This window comes from Streptomyces sp. JLBJ103, from assembly GCF_058215575.1.
This window is the reverse complement of sequence record NZ_CM177089.1, coordinates 7,777,948-7,798,612: the sequence shown is the minus strand read 5'-3', so window position 1 is coordinate 7,798,612 and position 20,665 is coordinate 7,777,948. Positions and strand designations below refer to the sequence as shown.

General features: G+C 71.8%; 18 protein-coding genes. 6 read left to right on the top strand and 12 right to left on the bottom strand.

The genetic code is table 11. The features are described 5' to 3' along the window. Nucleotides 1-124: 124 nt before the first annotated feature. The 8 genes from AC4BEG_RS33360 to AC4BEG_RS33325 all read right to left on the bottom strand — a co-directional run bounded on the left by AC4BEG_RS33360 (nt 125) and on the right by AC4BEG_RS33325 (nt 9,114). Nucleotides 125-1,276 (bottom strand): FAD-dependent monooxygenase, encoded by a 1,152-nt coding sequence (locus AC4BEG_RS33360; protein ID WP_490703394.1) that lies wholly within the window; start codon nt 1,274-1,276, stop codon nt 125-127. Beyond that, nucleotides 1,273-3,264 carry a LodA/GoxA family CTQ-dependent oxidase gene (locus tag AC4BEG_RS33355; RefSeq protein WP_490703393.1) on the bottom strand — a complete coding sequence of 664 codons (1,992 nt, stop codon included), beginning with the start codon at nt 3,262-3,264 and terminating at the stop codon, nt 1,273-1,275. The genes AC4BEG_RS33360 and AC4BEG_RS33355 overlap by 4 nt, the downstream gene beginning before the upstream one ends. 176 nt (nt 3,265-3,440) lie before the next feature. Then, nucleotides 3,441-3,776, bottom strand: coding sequence for a YnfA family protein (locus AC4BEG_RS33350; protein WP_490703392.1), 336 nt, complete (start codon nt 3,774-3,776; stop codon nt 3,441-3,443). Nucleotides 3,777-3,873: 97 nt separating this feature from the next. Next, complete coding sequence (gene lysA, locus AC4BEG_RS33345) at nt 3,874-5,220, bottom strand: diaminopimelate decarboxylase (protein ID WP_490703391.1); 1,347 nt, start codon at nt 5,218-5,220, stop codon at nt 3,874-3,876. A 14-nt stretch (nt 5,221-5,234) separates the two neighbouring features. Then, nucleotides 5,235-5,642: an SAV_915 family protein gene (locus AC4BEG_RS33340; RefSeq protein ID WP_490703390.1), complete on the bottom strand. Its 408-nt coding sequence runs from the start codon at nt 5,640-5,642 to the stop codon at nt 5,235-5,237. A 249-nt stretch (nt 5,643-5,891) separates the two neighbouring features. Then, nucleotides 5,892-7,259 (bottom strand): MBL fold metallo-hydrolase, encoded by a 1,368-nt coding sequence (locus AC4BEG_RS33335; RefSeq protein WP_490703389.1) that lies wholly within the window; start codon nt 7,257-7,259, stop codon nt 5,892-5,894. A 272-nt stretch (nt 7,260-7,531) separates the two neighbouring features. Beyond that, a complete protein-coding gene (locus AC4BEG_RS33330; protein WP_490703388.1) occupies nt 7,532-7,780 on the bottom strand; it encodes a hypothetical protein in 249 nt (82 codons plus the stop codon). Beyond that, the gene (locus AC4BEG_RS33325; RefSeq protein WP_490703387.1) at nt 7,777-9,114 is read right to left on the bottom strand and encodes a S8 family peptidase; all 1,338 of its coding nucleotides are present in this window, start codon (nt 9,112-9,114) and stop codon (nt 7,777-7,779) included. The genes AC4BEG_RS33330 and AC4BEG_RS33325 overlap by 4 nt, the downstream gene beginning before the upstream one ends. A 442-nt stretch (nt 9,115-9,556) precedes the next feature. Between AC4BEG_RS33325 and gdhA the strand changes: the two genes are divergently transcribed. Then, on the top strand, nt 9,557-10,900 hold the full coding sequence (gene gdhA, locus AC4BEG_RS33320; RefSeq protein ID WP_490703386.1) for an NADP-specific glutamate dehydrogenase: 1,344 nt from the start codon (nt 9,557-9,559) through the stop codon (nt 10,898-10,900). Nucleotides 10,901-11,170: 270 nt separating this feature from the next. Here gdhA and AC4BEG_RS33315 read toward each other — a convergent pair whose 3' ends face one another. From AC4BEG_RS33315 to AC4BEG_RS33305, 3 genes are read right to left on the bottom strand one after another with little or no spacing between them, the layout of a single operon-like run. Then, entirely contained in the window at nt 11,171-11,674 is a 504-nt protein-coding gene (locus AC4BEG_RS33315) for a GerMN domain-containing protein (protein WP_490703385.1), read from the bottom strand. Continuing rightward, complete coding sequence (locus AC4BEG_RS33310; protein ID WP_490703384.1) at nt 11,671-13,143, bottom strand: ATP-binding protein; 1,473 nt, start codon at nt 13,141-13,143, stop codon at nt 11,671-11,673. Before AC4BEG_RS33310 ends, AC4BEG_RS33315 begins: the two co-directional genes overlap by 4 nt. Further along, nucleotides 13,140-13,826: a response regulator gene (locus AC4BEG_RS33305; RefSeq protein WP_490703383.1), complete on the bottom strand. Its 687-nt coding sequence runs from the start codon at nt 13,824-13,826 to the stop codon at nt 13,140-13,142. Before AC4BEG_RS33305 ends, AC4BEG_RS33310 begins: the two co-directional genes overlap by 4 nt. 133 nt (nt 13,827-13,959) lie before the next feature. On the opposite strand from AC4BEG_RS33305, the gene AC4BEG_RS33300 reads away from it, so the two are divergent. The 5 genes from AC4BEG_RS33300 (at nt 13,960) to AC4BEG_RS33280 (ending at nt 18,688) form a co-directional block, all read left to right on the top strand. Then, nucleotides 13,960-14,604, top strand: coding sequence for a hypothetical protein (locus AC4BEG_RS33300; protein WP_490703382.1), 645 nt, complete (start codon nt 13,960-13,962; stop codon nt 14,602-14,604). Continuing rightward, nucleotides 14,601-15,680, top strand: coding sequence for an efflux RND transporter periplasmic adaptor subunit (locus AC4BEG_RS33295; protein WP_490703381.1), 1,080 nt, complete (start codon nt 14,601-14,603; stop codon nt 15,678-15,680). Before AC4BEG_RS33300 ends, AC4BEG_RS33295 begins: the two co-directional genes overlap by 4 nt. Beyond that, the gene (locus AC4BEG_RS33290) at nt 15,677-16,480 is read left to right on the top strand and encodes an ABC transporter ATP-binding protein (RefSeq protein WP_490703380.1); all 804 of its coding nucleotides are present in this window, start codon (nt 15,677-15,679) and stop codon (nt 16,478-16,480) included. The genes AC4BEG_RS33295 and AC4BEG_RS33290 overlap by 4 nt, the downstream gene beginning before the upstream one ends. Beyond that, nucleotides 16,477-17,706, top strand: a complete 1,230-nt coding sequence (locus tag AC4BEG_RS33285; protein WP_490703379.1) for an ABC transporter permease — start codon at nt 16,477-16,479, stop codon at nt 17,704-17,706. Before AC4BEG_RS33290 ends, AC4BEG_RS33285 begins: the two co-directional genes overlap by 4 nt. Nucleotides 17,707-17,911: 205 nt before the next feature. Beyond that, a complete protein-coding gene (locus AC4BEG_RS33280; protein ID WP_490707291.1) occupies nt 17,912-18,688 on the top strand; it encodes an SAM-dependent methyltransferase in 777 nt (258 codons plus the stop codon). An 88-nt stretch (nt 18,689-18,776) separates the two neighbouring features. Here AC4BEG_RS33280 and AC4BEG_RS33275 read toward each other — a convergent pair whose 3' ends face one another. Next, nucleotides 18,777-20,642, bottom strand: a complete 1,866-nt coding sequence (locus AC4BEG_RS33275) for an amidohydrolase (RefSeq protein WP_490703378.1) — start codon at nt 20,640-20,642, stop codon at nt 18,777-18,779. Nucleotides 20,643-20,665: the final 23 nt, after the last annotated feature.

Below are 20,665 nucleotides of genomic sequence, written 5' to 3'. Positions count from 1 at the left end.
TCCAGGGCCCGGCCGTCCCGGGCGGCTCCACCGGCCCGCATTCTGGACCGGAAGAGCCTGGCCGCCGCGTTCCCCGGGGGCTCCGTCGACAGCTTGCACGGCGGGTACCCAGGGGGCACGCGGTTTACGTCTGCCCGACCCGGACTTCTCCCGGTGCGAGCCCTTCGCACCGTGTGTGCCGTCGCCGCCAGAACGGACGGGTGGGCCATCGGCGCTCGGCGCGATAGGCGTCGTCGTGATGGCGGACGTGGACGGCGCGGATCCACCGGAGCTGGGCGGCGTACTCCCGCAGCGCCTCGCGGTCCCCGCGCAGCCCGGCGTCGACGGCCTGACCGGCGCGCAGTCCGGTGCACAGGGCGGTCAGCACCCCTTGCGAGGACAGCGGATCGAAGGCGACGGCCGCGTCCCCCGCCGCGATCCAGCCGTCGCCGCAGACCGGTTCCAGATGGGCGCTGTGGGCGGGCGCCCGCCGTGGTACGGCGTCGGGGGCGAGGGGGTGTACGGCGGCGCGCCGGGCCAGATGGCGGGTGGTGGCGAGGCGCCGCTGAAGGTCCTCGCGACTGTGGAGGGCGGCCGACGGGAGGTCGGCGTCGGTGAAGTAGACGACGATCCGGTGGCCGCCGGGCTGGAGGGCGGTGTACCACCAGCCGTCGGGGTCCGATTCGACGAGCGAGCAGCCGTCCGCCGCACCAGGGCCGGGTTCCAGGGCGAGCCGGACGGCCAGGAGCCGGTCGTGGCGGTGGCGGCGGGCCCCGAGCGGGGTGGCGATGGCGCCGAGGCGGCCGGTGGCGTCCAGCACCCAGGCGCAGCGAACGGTGGCGGGTCCCTCGGGCCCGCGCAGGGACAGGGTCCAGCCGCCGGGTGCGCGGACGGGGCGGCGGACGGCGGTGTGTTCGGCCACCTCGGCTCCGGTGGCGCGTACGCCGTCGCGCAGCCGCTGGTCGAACAGGCCGCGGTCGAGGTGCCAGCCGGTGCCGTGGGGGTCATTGAGCGAGTCCACCCGGTACAGGGCGGTGGAGCCCCACGCGGAGACATTGGCGTAGCCGGGCAGATGGCCGGGGCCCGGTACGCGGTCGGCCATGCCGAGGTCGGCCAGGACGACCCGGGCGGCGGCGGGGAGCGCCTCGCCGGTTTTCGCGGGGCCGCGGCCCGCGTCGGCGAGCAGGACGTGGTGGCCCGCCTGTGCCAGGGTGACGGCCGCGGCGGTTCCGGCGGGTCCGCCACCGGCGACCACGACGTCGTAGTGGGCGCGGACGGGGGCCGGAACGGGGATCACCAACCCTCGTGGAACGGGTCGATCTTGTCGATGTAGCCGACGGTGACCTCGGCTTCGCTGTAGCCCCACCGTTCGACGGCCGCGCGGAGGGCGCGGGTGAGGGCGGTGTCGGCGGCGTCCGCGGCGATGGTGGGCAGTCCGGCTTCGGGGACGTGCAGATTGATCAGGTTCCGGTCGTAGGGCTCGGCGTGCAGGGGTGCGAGCGGCGTGGATTCCACCTGCATACGAGGGGGAAATCTGCCGTCGCCCACGGTGTAGTCGCGCGCTTCGACGATGCCGAGCTTGTGCCAGTCCTTGACCATCTGGGCCATCTGCTGGAGGTTGGTCGCCCCAGTGAGTCCGCGCAGCCAGACGGCGCGCCGCTCGAAGGCCGCCTCGCGGTCGGGCGCCGCCGCGTCGCGGTCGGACGCCGCTGCCGACGGTGGTGTGTTCACCGTCCGGAAGTCTTCTTCGGTGAGCACCTGGTTGGGCACCCGCGCGGGCCAGAAAGTGGGCAGATAGGGGTCGTAGCGCGGGCCGAGTCCCGCGAGGCTCTCGTATCCGTAGCGGCAGCTGGCGGTGTCGGCCTGCCAGGGGACGGCCATCCACCGAGTGAGATCGCCGGGCCCCTGGGCGTGGAGCGGACCGCGGGCCGACAGGGCCACGTCCGGGGTGAGTTCGGGGCCGTAGGAGGGCTCGGACTCGTTGGCGGCGCGGTGCCGGACGCGGAACGGGGCGGTGTAGAGGGTGTCGTGCCGGAGGGGCCAGGTGACCTCGCAGCCGGGGTGGAAGGCATCGGCGAGGCAGTGGTCCAGTGCGGCGCGGTCCAGCAGTGCGGGCTGTTCGGGCAGGGGCGCGTCGGCCAGGGTGGCGGGGCCGTCCGCGGTGCTGCCGGGCGCGAAGTCACCGGCTACCCACCGCTGGAGCAGGGCGTCCTGAAGGTCCGTCAGGGCGAGGTGCTGGAGGACGGACCGGGGGCGTGAGGCCATGGCGTCGCCGTAGATCCACGGCCAAGGGGCCGGGGAGCCTCCGTCGCGCGCGTAGTTGCGCAGGGCCAGGTAGAACTGGCGGCGCGCCTCCCGGTTGCGGTCGTCCGGGGTGGCCAGCCGGGCCCTTCTGCGGGGGTCGAGGAAGTGGTTCGGGGCGCCCCAGCCGAACTGGACGGCGAAGCCCCGGTTGACCCACTGGAGTTCGCAGAACCGCCGCAGGACCGGTTCGATATGCGCGGAGAACGACACCTTCTCGGGCCGGGGCAGCCAGCCCTTGTTGATGAACACGTCCTGGAGCAGGTCGTAGAGGGTGCGGATGGATTTCAGCCCGGGTGCGTAGTTGGGCGGTGCCACCACCACCCAGGCGGGATCCACCGGGATCTGCCGTCCGTCGATGGTGACGGTCGCGGTCACCGGTCCGTCCGAAGTGTCGTCGTACCAGCCGTCGTTGTTGGCGAATCCGGTCAGCGGGCTCTGGTTCCACGAGCCGGAGCGGCCGGTGCCGCCGAGGACCGTCAGCCGTCCGAGGGTGTCGGTGCGCATCTCGCCGAGGCGGACCGTCACGCCTTTGATCTTCCCGGTGTCGAAGGCGGCCGTACCGGCGGACGATCCGCTCAGGGTCCGGCTTCCGGGGTCGATCACCAGCGATCTGCGGTCCGGATCCGCCTTGTTGCGCAGGGCGAGCCGGTCCTGACCGAGGGCTCGGGCGTCGGGGATGTCGAGCGCCAGGTGGAACTGGTACCAGGCGGCCTTCTTGTTCGCCGGATGGGCCTGCCAGGTGATCTGGGTGCGGCTGTCCTTGGTGACCTCCCGGACGACCCGGCCGTCGGCGTCGTAGCCGTACAGCCGGAATCGCGCGCCCTGTCGTTTGATCGCGCCCTGGGCGTCCCGGTAGAAGCCGGGGCTCGCGGGTTTCTCGTCGGGCACTTCGGGGCCGAGGAAGAACTCCGTGGCGCTGTTGCCGATCCGGGCGATCCCGATCGCGGGATGGATGGCGATACGGACGATGTCCCGTGCCATGGTGGACCACCTGTGGTGGACGGTGTGTATGCGGTTCCCCGAGATCCCCCGGGTTGCCCGAAACCCCCGGCTCCACGATCCCCCCGGTTCCGTTCCCCTTCCACCACCGTCCCTCGCCTCGGCGCGGGCCGCCACCGCAGGCCCGGGGTTCACTCCTCAACGACGAACGCCGGGGGTCAGTGGCCGCGCGGGGCGTACATGATCACGGCCACGCCGACGAGGCACACCAGCGCGCCGATCACATCGAACCGGTCGGGGTGGTAGCCGTCGGCGACCATGCCCCAGGCCAGCGATCCGGCGACGAAGACGCCGCCGTACGCGGCGAGGATGCGCCCGAACTCGGCGTCCGGCTGGAGGGTGGCCACAAAGCCGTACAGCCCGAGGGCGATCACCCCGGCGCCGATCCAGATCCAGCCCCGGTGTTCCCGCACCCCCTGCCACACCAGCCAGGCACCGCCGATCTCGAAGAGCGCGGCGACCACGAACAGAGCGACGGAGCGGGCGATGAGCACGGTACGGACTTTCTCTCGGACGGTATGGGGCGTGCCCCGACCGTAGACCGCGCGTGGAGGGACGGCCCGCTCGCCGCCCCTCCGCCGCGCCCTGCCGCTACAGCCCGACGTCGCGGCTGCGGAAGTCCGCCAGCGATTCGCGCCGGACCAGCAGCCGGGCATGGCCGTCGGCCACGGCGACCACGGGTGGGCGGCCGACCAGGTTGTATCCGGAGGCCATGGACAGGTGGTACGCGCCCGCCACCGGCACCGCGAGCAGATCGCCGGGGTGGAGGTCGGCGGGCAGCTCGGCCCCGCCCGCCAGGACGTCCCCGGCCTCGCAGTGACGTCCGGCCACCGTCACGGGGACCAGCGGGGCCGAGGAGCGGCGGCCGACCAGCCGGGGCGCGTAGCGCACCCCGTACAGCGCGGGCCGCGGGTTATCGCTCATCCCGCCGTCCACGGCGACGAAGGTGTGCTCCCCGGTGCGTTTGACGGCCAGCACCCGGTAGAGCGCCACCCCGGCCGGTCCCACCACCGCACGTCCCGGTTCGATGATCAGCCGCGGGACGGGCAGCCCGGCCGCCGCACAGCCCCCGGCCAGCTCCGCCCGCACCCGCCCGGCCAGGGCGGCGGTGTCGAGCGCGGGTTCGCCGGGCCGGTAGGCGATGCCGTGGCCGCCGCCGAGGTCCAGCTCGGGGAGGACCACTCCGTACAGCTCCCGGACCCGGGCCATCAGGCCCACCATGCGGCGCACCGCTGACACATAGGGCTTGACGGAGGTGATCTGGGAGCCGAGATGGCAGTGCAGACCGACCAGTTCGAGCCGTGGCTGATCCAGGATGCGGGCGACGGCGTGGTGGGCGGAGCCGTCGGTGAGGGACAGGCCGAACTTCTGGTCCTCGGTACCGGTGCGGATCTTGACGTGGCCGCCTGCGGCGATCCCGGGCGCGACCCGCACCATGACCTTCTGGCGGCTGCCCGCGGGCACGGCGACGGCCAGCCGGGCGATCTCCGAGGGGCTGTCGATCACGATGCGGCCGACGCCGAAGCGCAGCGCGGCCTCCAGGTCCTGCGGGCTCTTGGCGTTGCCGTGCAGCACGATGCGGTCCGGCGGGAAGCCGCTGGTGAACGCGAGCTCCAGCTCCCCCGCCGAGCAGACGTCCAGCCCCAGGCCCTCGTCCTCCACCCAGTGGGCCATGGCGCGGCACAGGAACGCCTTGGCCGCGTAGAGAACGGTTGAGCCCGGGAAGGCCCGCTGGTAGGCGCGGCAGCGGGCGCGTACCTCGGTCTCGTCGAGCAGATAGGCCGGGGTGCCGAAACGGTCGGCGATCTCGGTGAGCGGCACCCCGCCCACGGCGAGGTCGCCGTGGGCGAGCCGGGCGGCCGAGGCGGGCCAGACGGTCAGCTCGTCGTCGGGGCCGGGCGCCGGGTGCCCGGTGTCCGGGAGCAGCGGTGTGACCATGGAGCGTCGTCCCCTCAGCCGATGCCGGTACCGAGGGTTCCGGTGCCGCGGCCGGAGAGCAGTGCGGCGAGAGTGACACCCTCGGGGTCCCGGGGGCGCCGGATGCGCCGTTCCAGCGGACGGGAGGGTGGCAGATCGCGGCCGGCCGCCACCTTCGGGTCCACGGTGAGGTGGGTGACGCCCAGCGGTTCGGTGAGGGCGCGCAACGCGGTTTCGGCGAGCCTGATCCACGGCTGCCGGACCCCGAGCGCCTCCGTCAGACGGCGCTGGCTGGAGAAGCCGACGGCGGTGCGGCCGCCGACGGGGGTGCGGAACACCCGCACCGCACAACTGTCGGGTCCCGGCCGGACGGGGACGTAGAGCGGTCCGGCCGGGATTCGTATCGAGGGTTCGGGGTCGTCCCCGTACAGCAGCTCGGTCATGGCGGTCCTCCCTGGAGGAGTGGTGAGCGACGGTGTGCGCCGCGGGCCGGGCGGGTCCGGGGGCGCGTCGGGCTGCTCCTTCCCCCGGTCCGGGAACAGACGCCGTCCCTGACGCGACGCTGACGGGATTCAGTGGGGTGTTGACGCGATACTGGCGTGCCAGGGGGATTGAACGTGGCCCGGTTCACATCCCGGGCCGGTTCCCGGCGGCGCGGGCGGCGGGGCGGGCGGCAGAGCGCGGCGGGGCGCTCAGCGGGGCCGGATGACTGTCAGTCCGGCCTCGGCGGCGGCCTCGAAGTCGTCGTCGACGGCGACGACTTCGCGTCCGGCGGCGTCCAGCAGGGAGGCGGCGATCGCCGCGCGCATTCCGCTCGCGCAGTGCACCCACAGCACACCGGGCGGCACCTGGTCCATGTGGTCGTGCAGATGGTGGACGGGGAGGTGGACCGAGCCGTCGATGAAGCCGCGGGAGCGTTCGGAGTCGCGGCGGACGTCGAGCACCACCGTCTCCTCGCCGCTCCGGCGGGCAGCGGCCAGATCGGCGAAGGTGGTCAAGGGGAAGGACCGGGTCTCCTCGCCCGCCCGGACCCAGGCGGCGGGACCGCCGGTGGCCGCGGCGGCCGGATGGTCGATGCCCACCCGGACCAGCTCACGCTGGGCGGCGGCGATCTGGCCGGGGCTGTGCCCGAGCAGGGTGACGGGTTTGCCCCAGGGAATCAGCCAGGCCAGATACGTGGCGGGGTTGCCGTCGCCCTCGAAGTTGAACGATCCGGCCAGGTGTCCGGCGGCGAAGGCGACCCGGCTGCGCAGGTCCACCACCCACTCCCCCGCCGCGAGCCGCGCCGCGATCTCGTCGGGACCGGCCCGGTGCGGCGGGGTGAGGTCGACGGGGGCGGGTCCGGCGGCGTTGGCCGGGCCCATGTGCGCGTAGTACGCGGGGATGTCGTCGAGACCGGCGAGGGTTTCGGCGACGAAGGTGTCCATGTCCTCGGTGAGGGCGTGATTGCGCGCCCGTTCCCGGCCGATGGTGGTGGACTCGCCGGTGGCCTGCGCGGAGGAGCAGAAGCTGCCGAAGCCGTGGGTGGGCAGCACCGGCACCTCGTCGTCGAGTTCGTCGGCCAGCCGGTGGGCGGAGGCGTACTGGGCGCGGGCCAGCGGCTCGGTGAGCCGGGGCTCGACGAGATCCGGCCGTCCGACGGTGCCGATCAGCAGCGAGCCACCGGTGAACGCCGCGACGGCGCGGCCGCCCTCCGCCACGACGTAGGAGGTGTGGTGCGGGGTGTGGCCGGGGGTGGCCAGCGCCCGCAGCACCAGCCCGTCGTCGAGGGTGAGGGTGTCGCCGTCGGCGACGGGGGTGCGGTCGAAGGACACCGAGGCGCGGGCGGGCACCAGATATCCGGCACCGGTGACCCGGGCCAGTTCGAGACCGCCGCTGACGTAATCGTTGTGCACATGGGTCTCGGCCACATACGCGATCCGCACCCCGCGCCGGGCCGCGATGGCGATCACCTGGTCGATATCGCGCGGCGGGTCCACCACCACCGCCTGGTGCGGCCCGCCCGCCAGATAGCTGCGATTGCCCAGCCCCTCGATCGCCAGGGTCTCGACGGCGAACACGACAGCGGCTCCTTCCCGGGCCGGGCCCCGGCGAGCGGGTATGGCCTGTGCCCCTCGGGATTCCACCCTAGGCCCTGTCCTGCCGATCTTCGCGGGCCCGCGACGCCTGGCACCGCGCCTCGCCGCGTTGTCGGGATCTTCCGAGTACGCCCGGTACGAGGCCGACCCTCCTGCGATCCTCCCCCAGCTACCGCTGGGAGGTGCCCCCTCACCAGACGCCGCGGGCTGATCCACGAAGATCGACAGGACAGGACCTAGGCGAGCCCGGCCGGTCACTGGATCGGCGCGTCCGGCGGTGGCAGGCGGACGGTCCGGTCCCGGTCGACGGAATCCACACCGTCAACGGCCTTCAGGGCCGGGATCCGGTCCTCCGCGATGGTCCCGGAGAGCGAACCGAGCACCTCCTGCACACTGGTGACAGTCAGCCCGGCCCGGCGTGCCGCCGCCACCACCTCGGCGAACCGGTCCGGGTCGACCGAGAGGATCACCCCGACCGGCCCGGACCGGGATGCGCGATTCACGGGCTCTGGAGCAGACCCGAGCCGATGTCCGCAACGGGCTGCGGCAGCGGGTACGCGCCCGAGAGCAGCCGGGAGCGGAGGTCGGTGGCGGTGGCCTCGGGGTGTGCCTGGACCATCAGCGTGACCACTCCCGCCGCGTGCGGAGTGGCCATGCTGGTGCCGCTCAGCGTCTGGTACGTGCCGTCCGGCGCGGCCGAGAAGATGTCCACACCAGGAGCGGCGATATTGACCTCGCCGCCCCGGCCGTTGATCGCCCCGCAGGAGAACCACGCCGTCGCCAGGTCCTTGCCGAGCGCGGCCACCGCGAGGATGGACGGACAGTTGGCCGGGCGGCCTACGGGCGCGATGAACCGGGGCCGGCGGCTCTCGTTGCCCGCCGCCGCGACGATCACCGTGCCGCGTTCGAGCGCGCGCAGCGCCACGTTCTCGTAGGTCTGCGGGAAGAGTTCGCCCGGCTCCACCGGAGCGCCCAGCGACATGGAGACCACCCGTGCGCCGTGGGAGACCGCCCAGGCCATGCCCGCGAGGATCTGGCCGTCGGTGCCCACACCGCGGTCGCTGAGCACCTTCCCGGCAAGCACCCGGGCCTCCCCCGCCACACCGTAGCGGGGCGCGTGCTCGGGTTTGGCCGGTCCGGCCACGGTGCCAATGCAGTGGGAGCCGTGGCCGTTGCCGTCCTCCACGGTCTCACCGGGGACGAACGAGGCGGTGGCCTCGAGGCAGCCGGTCAGATCCGGGTGGTCGGTGTCCACACCGGTGTCGAGAACGGCGACCTTGACCGCGCGCCCGGTCAGGGTGGACCAGTTGGCCCGGATCGCCTGGAGTCCCCAGGTGGTGTTCTGCTCGTCCCAGGCCGGGCCCAGCGAGGCGGCGAGTTCGGCGCGGGTGTGCCGGTTCACCTCGTCCTCGTCACTGCGATAGGTCGGGAAGAAGCCGGTCAGCGTCCGCTGGGGTTCGGTGATCACCGAGGCGTAGACCATGCGTTCCGGCTCGGCCGCGATGATGGTGGGTTCCGCCTCGGCGGTGGTCACCAGCGCATGGCGCTGGTCGGGGCGTACTTCGACAACGGCGGTGGCGAGGTCGTCGAAGAGCACCGAGGTGTCGGGGCGTTGGAGGAGTTCGGTGGCGCCTTCTGCCTCGGCTCCCGGGACCCGTTGGACGGACTGGATACCGACCGAGGACTGGAGGGCGTCGATACCGCGCTGGGGTTCCTGCTGGTCGAGCAGGACCACATAGCGGCCCGTGTACTCGGTGTTCTGCCGCATCATGGGGGAATCGGCCCGCTCCGGCGGTTCGCTGCCGAAGGGGCGCCTGCCCATGGGTCCGTTGGTCATTGCTGTCTCCGCTTTCTGTGCGCTTCCCCCGGGCTGGGAGGGGACGCGCCGATGCGCGGAGAGTCAGAGGGCCAGGACAGGAGAGCGGTTCCGGCGGAAGAGCCGAACTGCCGTGTACCGGCGCGTCGCCATCGCGTATGTGCGTGACCGCGCGTGCGCGTGTCGCGTACGCGCATGCTCGCGTATGTACATGGCCGTGCTCCCGGACGGGGCATGGCCGGGCACTTCTGCAACACTCCTTTCCACCGTCCCTCCGGCCACGGGGCGTCGCAACTCGGTCGTCAACCCCGAACGGCCACCGGTCCGATGGCGCCCGCTAGTGATCCACTTGGTTCCGGCCCGCCGCGACGCGCCGTCCACCACATCTCGGGCGGTTTTGCCACCAAGAGCGACCGGAGGCTGACAGACTGACGCGCCAACGGGTTGGCAGAAAGGGCACTTCATGGACGTCAGCGCTCGTATCGAGGCCGTGTACGCGCAGGTGGTGGACCGCAACGCCGGTGAGGCGGAGTTCCACCAGGCGGCGCGTGAGGTGGTGCAGAGCCTCGGACCGGTGCTCACCGCATACCCGGAATACCTCGACTCCCGGATCCTCGAGCGGCTGTGCGAACCGGAGCGTCAGATCATCTTCCGGGTGCCCTGGGTGGACGATCAGGGGGACATCCAGGTCAACCGGGGGTTCCGGGTGGAGTTCAACAGCGCTCTGGGCCCGTACAAGGGCGGTCTGCGCTTCCACCCCAGCGTCAACCTGGGCATCGTGAAGTTCCTCGGCTTCGAGCAGATCTTCAAGAACGCGCTGACCGGGCTGTCGATCGGCGGTGGCAAGGGCGGTTCGGACTTCGACCCCAAGGGGCGTTCCGCGGCCGAGGTGATGCGGTTCTGCCAGTCGTTCATGACCGAGCTCCACCGCCACCTCGGTGAGCACACCGATGTACCGGCCGGGGACATCGGGGTGGGCGGCCGGGAGATCGGCTATCTCTTCGGCCAGTACAAGCGGCTGACCAACCGCTTCGAGGCGGGGGTGCTGACCGGGAAGCACACCGGCTGGGGCGGCTCGCACGCCCGTACCGAGGCCACCGGGTACGGCACCGTCCACTTCGCCGAGGAGATGCTGCGTACCCGGGGCAAGGACTTCGACGGGCGGCGAGTGATCGTCTCCGGGTCCGGCAATGTGGCCGTCTACGCCATCGAGAAGGTGCACGCCCTCGGCGGGCGAGTGGTGGCCTGCTCGGACTCGGCCGGCTATGTGGTCGACGAGGACGGTATCGATCTGGAACTCCTCAAGGAGATCAAGGAGGTCCGCCGGGCGCGGCTGTCCGCGTACGCGGAGGTCAGGCCCCGTGCCACCCACTCCGAGCGGGGTTCGGTCTTCGATGTGCCCTGCGATGTGGCGCTGCCCTGCGCCACCCAGAACGAGCTGGCCGAGCACCATGCCGTGGCGCTGGTGAAGAACGGTGTGCTGGCGGTGGCCGAGGGCGCGAACATGCCCTGCACCCCGGCGGCGGTGGACATCCTGCGGGAGGCCGATGTGCTCTTCGGCCCCGGCAAGGCGGCCAACGCGGGCGGGGTGGCCACCTCGGCGCTGGAGATGCAGCAGAACGCCTCCCGCGACCGCTGGACCTTCGAGCAGACCGCGTCCCGGCTCGCCTCCGTCATGACCGAGGTGCACGAGCTGTGCCGTACCACCGCGGCGCGGTTCGGCTCCCCCGACGACTACGTCCTGGGCGCGAACGTGGCGGGCTTCCTGCGGGTGGCGGAGGCCATGGAGGCGCACGGGGTCATCTAGGCCCTGTCCTGCCGATCTTCGCGGGCCCGCGACGCCTGGCACCGCGCCTCGCCGCGTTGTCGGGATCGTCCGAGTACGCCCAGTACTCCGAGTACGCCCAGTACGAGGACGACCCTCCTGCGATCCTCCCCCAGCCACCGCTGGGAGGTGCCCCCTCACCAGACGCCGCCCACGAAGATCGACAGGACAGGACCTGGAGCGGGGCTCGTCCGCATTCGGCTCGCGTCGGCGCTCGCGTCGGCGCCCGCGTCGGCCCGCGTCAGCTCGTGTTCAGCTGAGGAACTGCGAGCACTGGTAGGGGCCGTTGGTCCGCTCGCCGTCGTTCAGGGAGACCCGGACGTCATCGGGCCGGATGCCCTCGTCCCGGTGCACGAAGGACTGGGCGCGGGCGAGGGAGCACACCAACTGGCCGTTGGGCAGCCGGTCACGTGGGCTGTCGAAGGAGGCGCCGGGCGAGTGCAGGGTGATCCGATGGCCCTTACCGGTCATCCAGTACCCCTCGAGCCGGACGAGGTTGACGAGCCCGCGCTCCTCCTCGGCCCGGGTCGGCTCCTGCGACAGCAGTTTGAGGACACCTTCGGGTGCCTGGAGGGAGATGTCGGGGCGGGTGACGCCCTGGAGCCGGGAGCCATGGACATAGTAGATCCGCAGATCCTTGGTGAGCCCGCTCGCGGGCTCACCGCCGTCGACCACTCCGGTGGGCTGAACACCGCAACCGGCCGTCGCCGCCAGGGCGAGGGCCAGCACACCGGTCGCCGTACGGACGCGGGTCACCGCACACCTCCGTCCGCCGCCGTTCTTTGCCCGTCCGGTACCCGGCGGTGGCGGGGCAGCCGCAGGGTGAACACGGCTCCGCCGCCCTGCTCCGCGGGCCGGTTGCCGGCCTCGATCGTACCGCCGTGCAACCGGGCGTTCTCCAGCGCGATGGCGGTGCCCAGGCCGCTGCCCTCGGAGCGGGTCCGGGCGCTGTCCGCCTTGTAGAAGCGGTCGAAGACCTGGGCCAGGGTGTCGGGCGGCAGCCCCGGCCCCCGGTCGGTGACCTCCACCGTCACCCGGTCCGCGTCGACGGACAGCGTGACCGTCACCGGCTGCTCGCCGTGCCGGAGCGCGTTGCCCACGAGATTGGCCACGGCCACGTCCACCCGCCGCCGGTCCACCACCGCCCGTACTCCCTCCGGGAGGCGCGCCTCCACCTGGTCGGTCCAGCCGCGCAGCTCCAGGGTGCCGCGGATGGTCTGCGCGACATCGGTGTCCGCCGCGTCGAGCCGGGCCGCCCCCGAGTCGAACCGGGACATCTCCATCAGGTCCTCCACCAGCCGGGCCAGCCGCGCCGTCTCGTCGCTGACGGTACGGGCGGCGCGGGCGGCGTCCGCGGGGAGGTGTGCCGCGTCCTCGTCGAGCACGGTCGTCACCATCGTCATGGCGGTCAGCGGGGTGCGCAGCTCGTGCGAGACATCGGCGACGAAGCGCCGTGCCCTGGCCTCCTGGTCGCGCAGGTCGTTCACTGAAGCCTGCAAGGCATCCGCCGTGGTGTTGAAGTCCGCGGCCAGCCGGGCGAGTTCATCACGCCCCTTGACCTCGACCCGTGAGGCGAGATCGCCCTCGGCCAGCCGCCGGGTGGCCCGTCCCAGCTCGCGCACCGGCCGCAGTACGGTCCCGGCGGCGAGCAGGGCGAGCAGTGCGGCCAGGCCCAGCACCGGGAGCAGTCCGCCGCGTACCGAGTCCAGCAGGGCCGCGGTGTGCTCCTCCTCCGCCCGGAGGGAGGTGACGGCGAAGACCTCGATCCCGGACACTCGGCCGTCGTCGTAGGTGACGGGAGTGCCGACCACCAGATACGGCTCACCTCGGTACTCCACTCGCTGGAAGCGGGCGCGGCCGGAGGTGCGCACCGAGGCGCGCAGTTCGGGAGTGATCCGGGTGCGGTCGGCCAGACCGTCGGAGGAAGCGGTGAGGTCGTGGTAGCCGGCGACCACGAGCGGGGCGCCGGAGAGCCCGGAGGAGACGGAGTCGGCGAGGGTGGTCAGGGTGCGGACGTCGGGTGGGGTGTCGACGTCGGGGGCGACGCTGTCGACACGGTCGCGGAAGTCGGTCTGGAAGGCGTCCTGGGTACGCGTGAGCACGGCGGTGCGGGATTCGCGGTAGGCGAGTGCGGTGGCGGTGACCGTACTGATCAGCGCCACGAGGACAAAGGCGATGAGAAGCCGGGTGCGCAGCCCGCCCAGCCGCGGCCAGAAGCGTTTCATATCGGACCGAACCGGTAGCCGAAGCCGCGCACGGTCTGGATGTAGCGCGGCCGTGCGGGCACGTCCTCGATCTTCGCGCGCAGCCGTCCGACGGCGGCGTCGACCAGCCGTGAGTCGCCGAGGAAGGAGTGGTCCCACACCGAGGCGAGCAGCTGCTCCCGGCTGAAGACCCGGCCCGGGGAGGCGGACAGCTCCAGCAGCAGCCGCAGCTCGGTGGGCGGCAGCGGGACGGCGGTGCCGTCGCGGCTGACGGTCAGCCCCGCCCGGTCGATGACCAACCCGGCATAGACCTCTCCGGGCCGCCGCGGTACGGGGTCGGCGCGCCGCAGTGCCGCCTTGATCCGCGCCTCCAGTACGGGTGCGGTGACCGGTTTGACCACGTAGTCGTCGGCCCCGGCCTCGAGTCCGCCGACGATGTCCGGGTCGTCGCCGCGCGCGGTCAGCATGATCACGGGCATGGTGGAGCGGGCCCGGATCCGACGACAGACCTCGAATCCGTCCATACCGGGCAGCATCAGATCGAGCACCGCGAGTTCGATGGCCGTCTCCGCCGGTGTGTCCAGCAGCGCGAGGGCCTCCTCGCCGGTGGCGGCGACCGACACCTGGTAGCCGTGGCGGCGCAGGACCAGCTCCATGCCATCGCGTACGGAGGCGTCGTCCTCGATGAGCAGTACATGCGGCATGCGGTCGATTATGACCCAGGAAATCGCCGGAATCCGCTGGTCAGACCGGCGAATGCACGGCGGCCGCGCTTTGTTACACATCCATCATGTGGTCATGGACGGGCCATCATGTGATCGCCGGAAGGTGTTCGTCATGACACGACACACCACTTCCCGCGCCGCCTTCCGGCGCACTCTGGCCGCCTTCGCCGCCCTGCCTGTGCTGGCCCTGGCGGTGGGCTGCGGCGGGGGCGGCGGATCCGACTCCAAGGACGAGGGGGTCGCCTCCGTCCCGGGCGAGAAGACCGGCGACTCCGGCGGCTCGTCGAAGGACACCGGCAGTGGTTCCGGCAAGGGCAAGAGCGCCTTCTACGACGCCCAGATGGAGTATGTGCGCTGTATGCGCACCAAGGGCGGAGCCAAGGACTTCCCCGACCCCAAGCTCAGTGGCCATCTCGACTGGGGCAAGATCGAGAAGCTTCCCGATCCCGACGGCAAGGGCGAGGTCACGAAGGGCGGGAAGGACGGCGCCTGTGCCACCGAGATGCGGAAGGCGATGAATCTCGAGCCCAAGCGGGACGCGCAGAAGGACTTCGAGTCCATGCTCGCGCACGCCAAGTGCATGCGGGACCACGGCGTATCGGAGTTCCAGAACCCCACCATGTCCTCGGGCAACGCGGTGCCCGGTGGTGAACCGGACCCCGCCAGCCCCCGTATCGACCCCGAGTCCTCGGTGTACAAGCAGGCCCGTGAGGCGTGCAAGGGCAAGCTGCTCGACGGTCTGGACGGTATGCAGTGAGGCGCAGTACCGCGTGGATCGCGGGTGGCGCCGTGGTCACCGCCGCCGCGGCCGGGGCCGCGGCACTGGTCATCGGCGGCGGGGACGGGGCGGACGCCTCGTCCGGGGACGGTGACCGGCCGCCCGCCACGGCCAAGATCGTCCGTACCGATCTGGTCCAGAGCAAGACCGTCGACGGAGAACTCGACTACGCCCAGCGGCGCAAGGTGTCCTCCGCCGTCGACGGCACCGTGACCGTCGCGGCCAAAGCGGGCAGCACGGTCACCCAGGGGCAGGCGCTGTACGAGCTGAACGACAAGCCCGTCACCCTGCTGTACGGGCAGATCCCGATGTTCCGCACCATGAAGCCCGGGGACCGCGGCTCCGACGTCCTCCAACTGGAGCGGAATCTGCGCGACTTGGGGTTCGGCTCCGGGCTGTACATCGATCCGCGCTACGACGCGGCGACCAAGGCGGCCGTCAAGCAATGGCAGAAGTCGCTCAACCGCACCCCCACCGGCACGGTGGGCAAGGGGGACGTGGTCTTCCAGCCCGACCGGGTGAAGGTCGTCTCGGCGGACGCCGCGGCCGCGGACCAGGTGGGCCCGGACACGAAGGTGCTCACCGTCGCCTCCACCAAACCGGTGGTCCGGGCCCAGCTGGAGGAGGGGGATGTGTCCCTCACCTCCAAGGGCACCACGGTGAAGGTGACGATGCCCAGCGGACGGACCGAACGGGGCAAGGTGTCGGGCACCGTCCGCCCCGAGACCTCCGACGACGATCCGTCGGCGGGGAGCCAGGACGGGATCACCGTGGAGGTGACCTTGGACGGCGGCCGTTCCGCAGTGTCCGGGGAGGACACCAAAGCGACGGTGAATGTGTCGTTCATCAGCGAGAGCCGCAAGAACGTGCTGGCCGTCCCGGTCGAGGCGGTGGTGGCGCTGCGGGGTGAGCAAGGCGGCTACGGACTGGAACTGGTGAAGGACGGCGCCACCCGGATGGTGCGGGTGGAGACCGGGATGACGGCCGACGGGCAGATCGAGGTCAGCGGTGCGGAGCTGCGCGAGGGCATGGCGGTGGGAGTGGCCGAGCAGTGATCGCCACCGCACCGCCCCGCCCGGCGGCCGTGATCGAGCTGGTGGGTGCCACCAAGACCTATCCCGGTGAGGTCCATGCCCTGCGCGGGGTGGATCTGACCGTGGTCTCCGGTGAACTCCTGGCGATCGTCGGCCCGTCCGGGTCCGGGAAGTCGACCATGCTGAACATCATCGGCACCCTGGACCGTCCCACGTCGGGTACGGTCCGGGTGGCCGGGCACGATGTGAACACGCTGTCCGACGCGCAGCTGTCCGCCCTCCGCGCCCGCCATATCGGCTTTGTCTTCCAGCACTTCCATCTCTCCCCAGGGCGGGACGCGGTGGACAATGTGGCGGACGGCCTGCTGTACGCGGGGGTGGGTCTGCGCGAGCGCAGGGCGCTGGCGCGTACGGCGCTGGAGCGGGTGCGCCTCGGCCACCGGCTGGACCACCGGCCGCATGAGCTGTCCGGCGGTGAGAAGCAGCGCGTCGCCATTGCGCGGGCGCTGGTCGGCGAGCCTGAGCTGCTGCTCGCGGACGAGCCGACCGGCGCCCTGGACTCGGGGTCGGGCGGGATCGTGATGGAGCTGCTGCGGGAGCTGAACGCGGCGGGCACCACAGTGTGTGTCATCACCCATGACCACGAGATCGCCAACGCACTGCCACGGCAGGTCCGCTTCCGTGACGGCGAGGTCATCGCGGACTCCCGGACGACGGGCTCCCGGACGGACGGCTCGTCGACGCACAACTCCGCCACGCACGGCTCCGCCACCGACGGCTCCGTCACGCCCGACTCCGCGTCGCACGAGGTGAGGTCATGACCGACCGGAAGACCGCAGCAGCGACGTCCGGGAGCGGCCGCGGGCTGAAACCCTCCCGGCTGGCCGTCCGTGACATCCTCCGCGTGGGCGCCGTCGGGCTGCGGGCGCGCCGGACCCGGGTGGTGCTGTCCGCCCTCGGTATCGCGATCGGCATCGCCACGATGGTCGCGGTGGTGGGTCTTTCCACCTCCAGCCGGGCCGATCTGATGGCCCGGCTGGACCGGCTGGGCACCAATCTGCTCACCGCCGAGGCCGGAGAGGACCAGACGGGGAACGACATCGTCCTGCCCAAGAACGCCGTCGCGATGGTCGAACGCATCGGTCCGGTGCAGCACGCCACGGCGACCGGCGAGGTGGACACCCGGATCCGGCGCAGCGATGTGGTGCCGGAGGAGCGGACGGCCGGGGTCACCACCCAGGCCGCCCGGCCCGATCTGCTGGATACGCTCGGCGCCGAGGTGGACCGGGGGGTCTGGCTGAACCCCGCCAATGAGCGGCTGCCGGTGACCGTGCTCGGGTCGATCGCCGCGAAGCGGCTCGGCATCACCCACCCCGGTGAGAAGATCATGGTCAATGACCGCTATGTGGTGGTCGTGGGAATTCTCCGACCGGTCGAGTTGGTGCCCACGCTGGACCGGGTGGCGTTGGTCGGATTCCCGGCCGCCGAGCGGTATTTCGGCTTCAACGGCCATCCGACCACCATCTTCGAGCGCTCCACGGACGCGTCGGTGGAGGATGTGGCCGCGGTGCTGGCCCGCAGCGTCGACCCCGGCCACGAAGGCACCGTCAAGGTCTCACGGCCGTCCGACGCCCTGGAGGCGAAGGCGACCACCGACGAGGGGCTGACGGCGCTGATGCTCGGGCTGGGGGCGGTGGCGCTCCTGGTGGGCGGGGTCGGGGTGGCCAACACCATGGTCATCTCGGTGTTGGAACGCCGTCAGGAGATCGGTCTGCGGCGGGCGATCGGGGCCACCCGCAATGCCATCCGGCTTCAGTTCCTCACCGAATCACTGCTGTTGTCGGCCCTCGGCGGGCTGGCGGGAGTGGCGCTGGGCTCGCTGGCGACCTGGGCGTTCGCCCTGGCGCAGGGCTGGACGACGGTCATCCCGCCCTGGGCGCTGGCCGGTGGTTTCGGCGCCACACTGGGGATCGGCATGCTCGCGGGGCTCTACCCCGCCATCCGTGCCTCCCGGCTCCACCCCACCGTGGCGCTCAACGCCTCCTGAATGCCTCACAGTTATCCCCACCCACAGGTGTGGGCGGGGATCGAGGCGGCATACGATCCTGGGGTGGGCCCGCCGCGATGCAACGATCGCGCCCAGTAGTGGAGGAGAAGACGACGTGACCGGTCACGGCGCAGTATCCCGGACGGCGAGCGGGCCTGAGCCGCCCAACAGCCCCATCAACCAGGGACGTCCGCACAGCGCCCGGATGTACGACTACTTCCTGGGCGGCAAGGACAACTACGTCGCGGACCGGCAGGCCGCGGCGAAGGTGCTCACCCTGTGGCCGGGCGTCATGATCGCCGCCCGCACCAACCGTGCCTTCATGCAGCGCGCGACCCGGTATCTGGCCGCCGAGTGCGGTATCCGGCAGTTCCTCGACATCGGCACCGGCATCCCCACCAGCCCCAATCTGCACGAGGTGGCCCAGCAGGTCGCCCCGGAGTCGCGGGTCGTCTACGTCGACAACGACCCGATCGTGCTGGCCCATGCGCAGACCCTGCTCACCAGCCATCCCGAGGGCCGCACCGCCTATGTCGACGCGGATGTGGCCAACCCCGAGACCATCCTCAACTCCCCGGACCTCACCGAGGTGCTGGACCTGTCCCAGCCGGTGGCGCTGAGCCTGTGCGCGCTGCTGCACTTCGTACCGGACGAGTGGGACCCGTACGCCATCGTGCGGCGGCTGGTCGACGCGCTCGCGCCCGGTTCGCATCTGGTGCTGAGCCACATCACCCCGGACTTCGACCCGGTGGCGACCCAGCGGACGCAGGAGATCTACCACAGCGGCGGGATCAAGGGGAAGATCCGCAGCAGGGCGGAGGTGGCGGAGTTCTTCACCGGGCTCGAGCTGGTGGAGCCCGGGATCGAGGTGCCCCATCGCTGGCGTCCGGACCTGGCCGCCGGCCCTCAGGTGGCCACCGGCGATGTCACCGACGAAGAGGTGTCCTTCTGGGTGGGAGTGGCCCGCAAGCCCGCCTCCTGACCGCTGGGGTCCCGCCCCACCGTGGTTCGGGCAGGTCGGGGCGCGTCCGCGGTGCGGCCACCGGGCGGTGGCCGCACCATGGGCCCGGCTACAGTGTGTTGGCGCCGGTCAGCAAGGGCGCGTACGCCGGTTGTACGGGCGGCAGGGCCGGGTCGAGCCGGGCGTGTTCCGCCGCCGCGTACACAACGCGTCCGCCGACGAGGGTGAGCACCGAGGTCAGGGCGGGGATCCGGGCGGCCGGGACGGTCAGGTAGTCGTCGGAGAGGACGGCGAGGTCCGCGAAGTGGCCAGGGGCGAGAGTCCCCTTGACGGTGTCCTCGTGGGAGAGCCAGGCGCTGCCCTGGGTCATCAGCCGCAACGCGGCGGTCCGGTCCAGCCGGTTGGCGGCCGGGTAGAGCCGCTCTCCGCCGACGGTCCGTCCGGTGGTGATCCAGTACAGCGCGTTCCAGACGTTGTCGCTCGCCACCCGGGTGGCGTCGGTGCCCAGCCCGACCGGCACCCCGGCACGGAGGATGCGGTTCACCGGTGGGGTGTGGGCGGCGGCCCGCGCCCCGTAGCGGTCGCGGAACAGCTCGCCCTGGAAGGCCATGCGGTGTTGCAGGGCGATCGCGCCACCGAGCCGGGCGACCCGGTCGATGGTGGGCTCGCTGATCGTCTCGGCGTGGTCGAGGATGAACCGGACGCCGGGTCCGCCGGGGCCGTGCACCTGCTCGATGACGTCGAGGAAGCGGGTGATGGACTGGTCGTAGGTGGCATGCAGCCGGAACGGCCACTTCTTCTCGGCCAGGAAGGACAGGACGTCGCGCAGTTGGCTTTCCATCGCGGGGGCGAGCTCCGGCCGCGGCTGGGCGAAGTCCTCGAAGTCGGCGGCGGAGTAGACCAGCATCTCCCCCGCCCCGATCATCCGCAGCTGGTCGTCTCCGTCGCCGGGCGTGACCAGTTCCGCGATGCGCTGGAAGTCGGCGAGCTCCTTGCCCGGGGCCTGGGTGAAGGTGTGGTAGCCGACGCGGACCGTCAACTGGTTTTCCCGATGGAGCTGGTTGATGACCTCGTAGTCGTCGGGGAAGGTCTGGTGGCCGCCGCCCGCGTCGATCACGCTGGTCACTCCGCGGGCGTTGAGATGCCGCAGATAGTGCCGGGTGGAGATGATCCGGCTCGCCGGGTCGAGTCGCGGCAGCCGGGCCAGGGTGGAGTAGAGCAGGGTGGCGTTGGGCTTGGCGATCAGCATCCCGGTGGGATGTCCGGCCGCGTCCCGCTCGATCTGTGATCCCGGGAGGTCGGGGGTGTCCTTCCCGAAACCGAGGACACGCAGGGCGGTCCGGTTGAGCAGGGCCCGGTCGTAGAGGTGAAGGAGGAACACGGGAGTGTCGGGGACGGCCGCGTTCAGCTCGTCGAGGGTCGGCAGCCGCCGTTCGGCGAACTGGAACCGGCTGAAGCCGCCGACCACCCGGACCCACTGCGGGGCGGGGGTGCGCGCGGCCTGGAAGGCGATGAGCCGCAGCGCCTCGGAGACGGACCGCACTCCGGCGAGGGAGAGCTCCTGGGTGTAGCTGAGTCCCTGCCGGACCAGATGGGTGTGGGAGTCGTTGAGCCCGGGGATCACCCGGCGTCCGCCCAGGTGGATCACCTGGGTCTGCGGGCCGATCAGCGCGCGGATGTGGTGGTCGGTGCCGGTGGCCTGGATCCTGTTCCCCTGGACGGCCAGGGCGGTGGCGTCCGGGTGGCGTGGGTCGAGTGTGGTGATCCGGCCGCCGAGCAGCACGGTGTCGGCGTGGCCGGTGGTTCCGTCCGTCCTGCTCCCGGCCGTACGGGGTGCCGCGGCGGCGGTGTCGCTGACGGCGAACCGGGTGGCCAGGGCGGCGCCCGCGCCGGTCAGTCCGGCGACAACGCGTCTGCGGGAGACCTCCGGCTGGGAGGCGGTCTGGTGGGGTTGACGGGATGGGTGGGGAGTCACGGTGTTTTCCTCGGGGTGGTGAT

Coding starts and splice junctions, on each gene's coding strand:
- AC4BEG_RS33355 (WP_490703393.1), bottom strand. CDS start 3,264: ATGGCACGGGACATCGTCCGTATCGCCATCCATCCCGCGATCGGGATC.
- AC4BEG_RS33300 (WP_490703382.1), top strand. CDS start 13,960: ATGACACGACACACCACTTCCCGCGCCGCCTTCCGGCGCACTCTGGCC.
- lysA (WP_490703391.1), bottom strand. CDS start 5,220: ATGGTCACACCGCTGCTCCCGGACACCGGGCACCCGGCGCCCGGCCCC.
- AC4BEG_RS33305 (WP_490703383.1), bottom strand. CDS start 13,826: ATGCCGCATGTACTGCTCATCGAGGACGACGCCTCCGTACGCGATGGC.
- AC4BEG_RS33285 (WP_490703379.1), top strand. CDS start 16,477: ATGACCGACCGGAAGACCGCAGCAGCGACGTCCGGGAGCGGCCGCGGG.
- AC4BEG_RS33310 (WP_490703384.1), bottom strand. CDS start 13,143: ATGAAACGCTTCTGGCCGCGGCTGGGCGGGCTGCGCACCCGGCTTCTC.
- AC4BEG_RS33280 (WP_490707291.1), top strand. CDS start 17,912: ATGTACGACTACTTCCTGGGCGGCAAGGACAACTACGTCGCGGACCGG.
- gdhA (WP_490703386.1), top strand. CDS start 9,557: ATGGACGTCAGCGCTCGTATCGAGGCCGTGTACGCGCAGGTGGTGGAC.
- AC4BEG_RS33325 (WP_490703387.1), bottom strand. CDS start 9,114: ATGACCAACGGACCCATGGGCAGGCGCCCCTTCGGCAGCGAACCGCCG.
- AC4BEG_RS33340 (WP_490703390.1), bottom strand. CDS start 5,642: ATGACCGAGCTGCTGTACGGGGACGACCCCGAACCCTCGATACGAATC.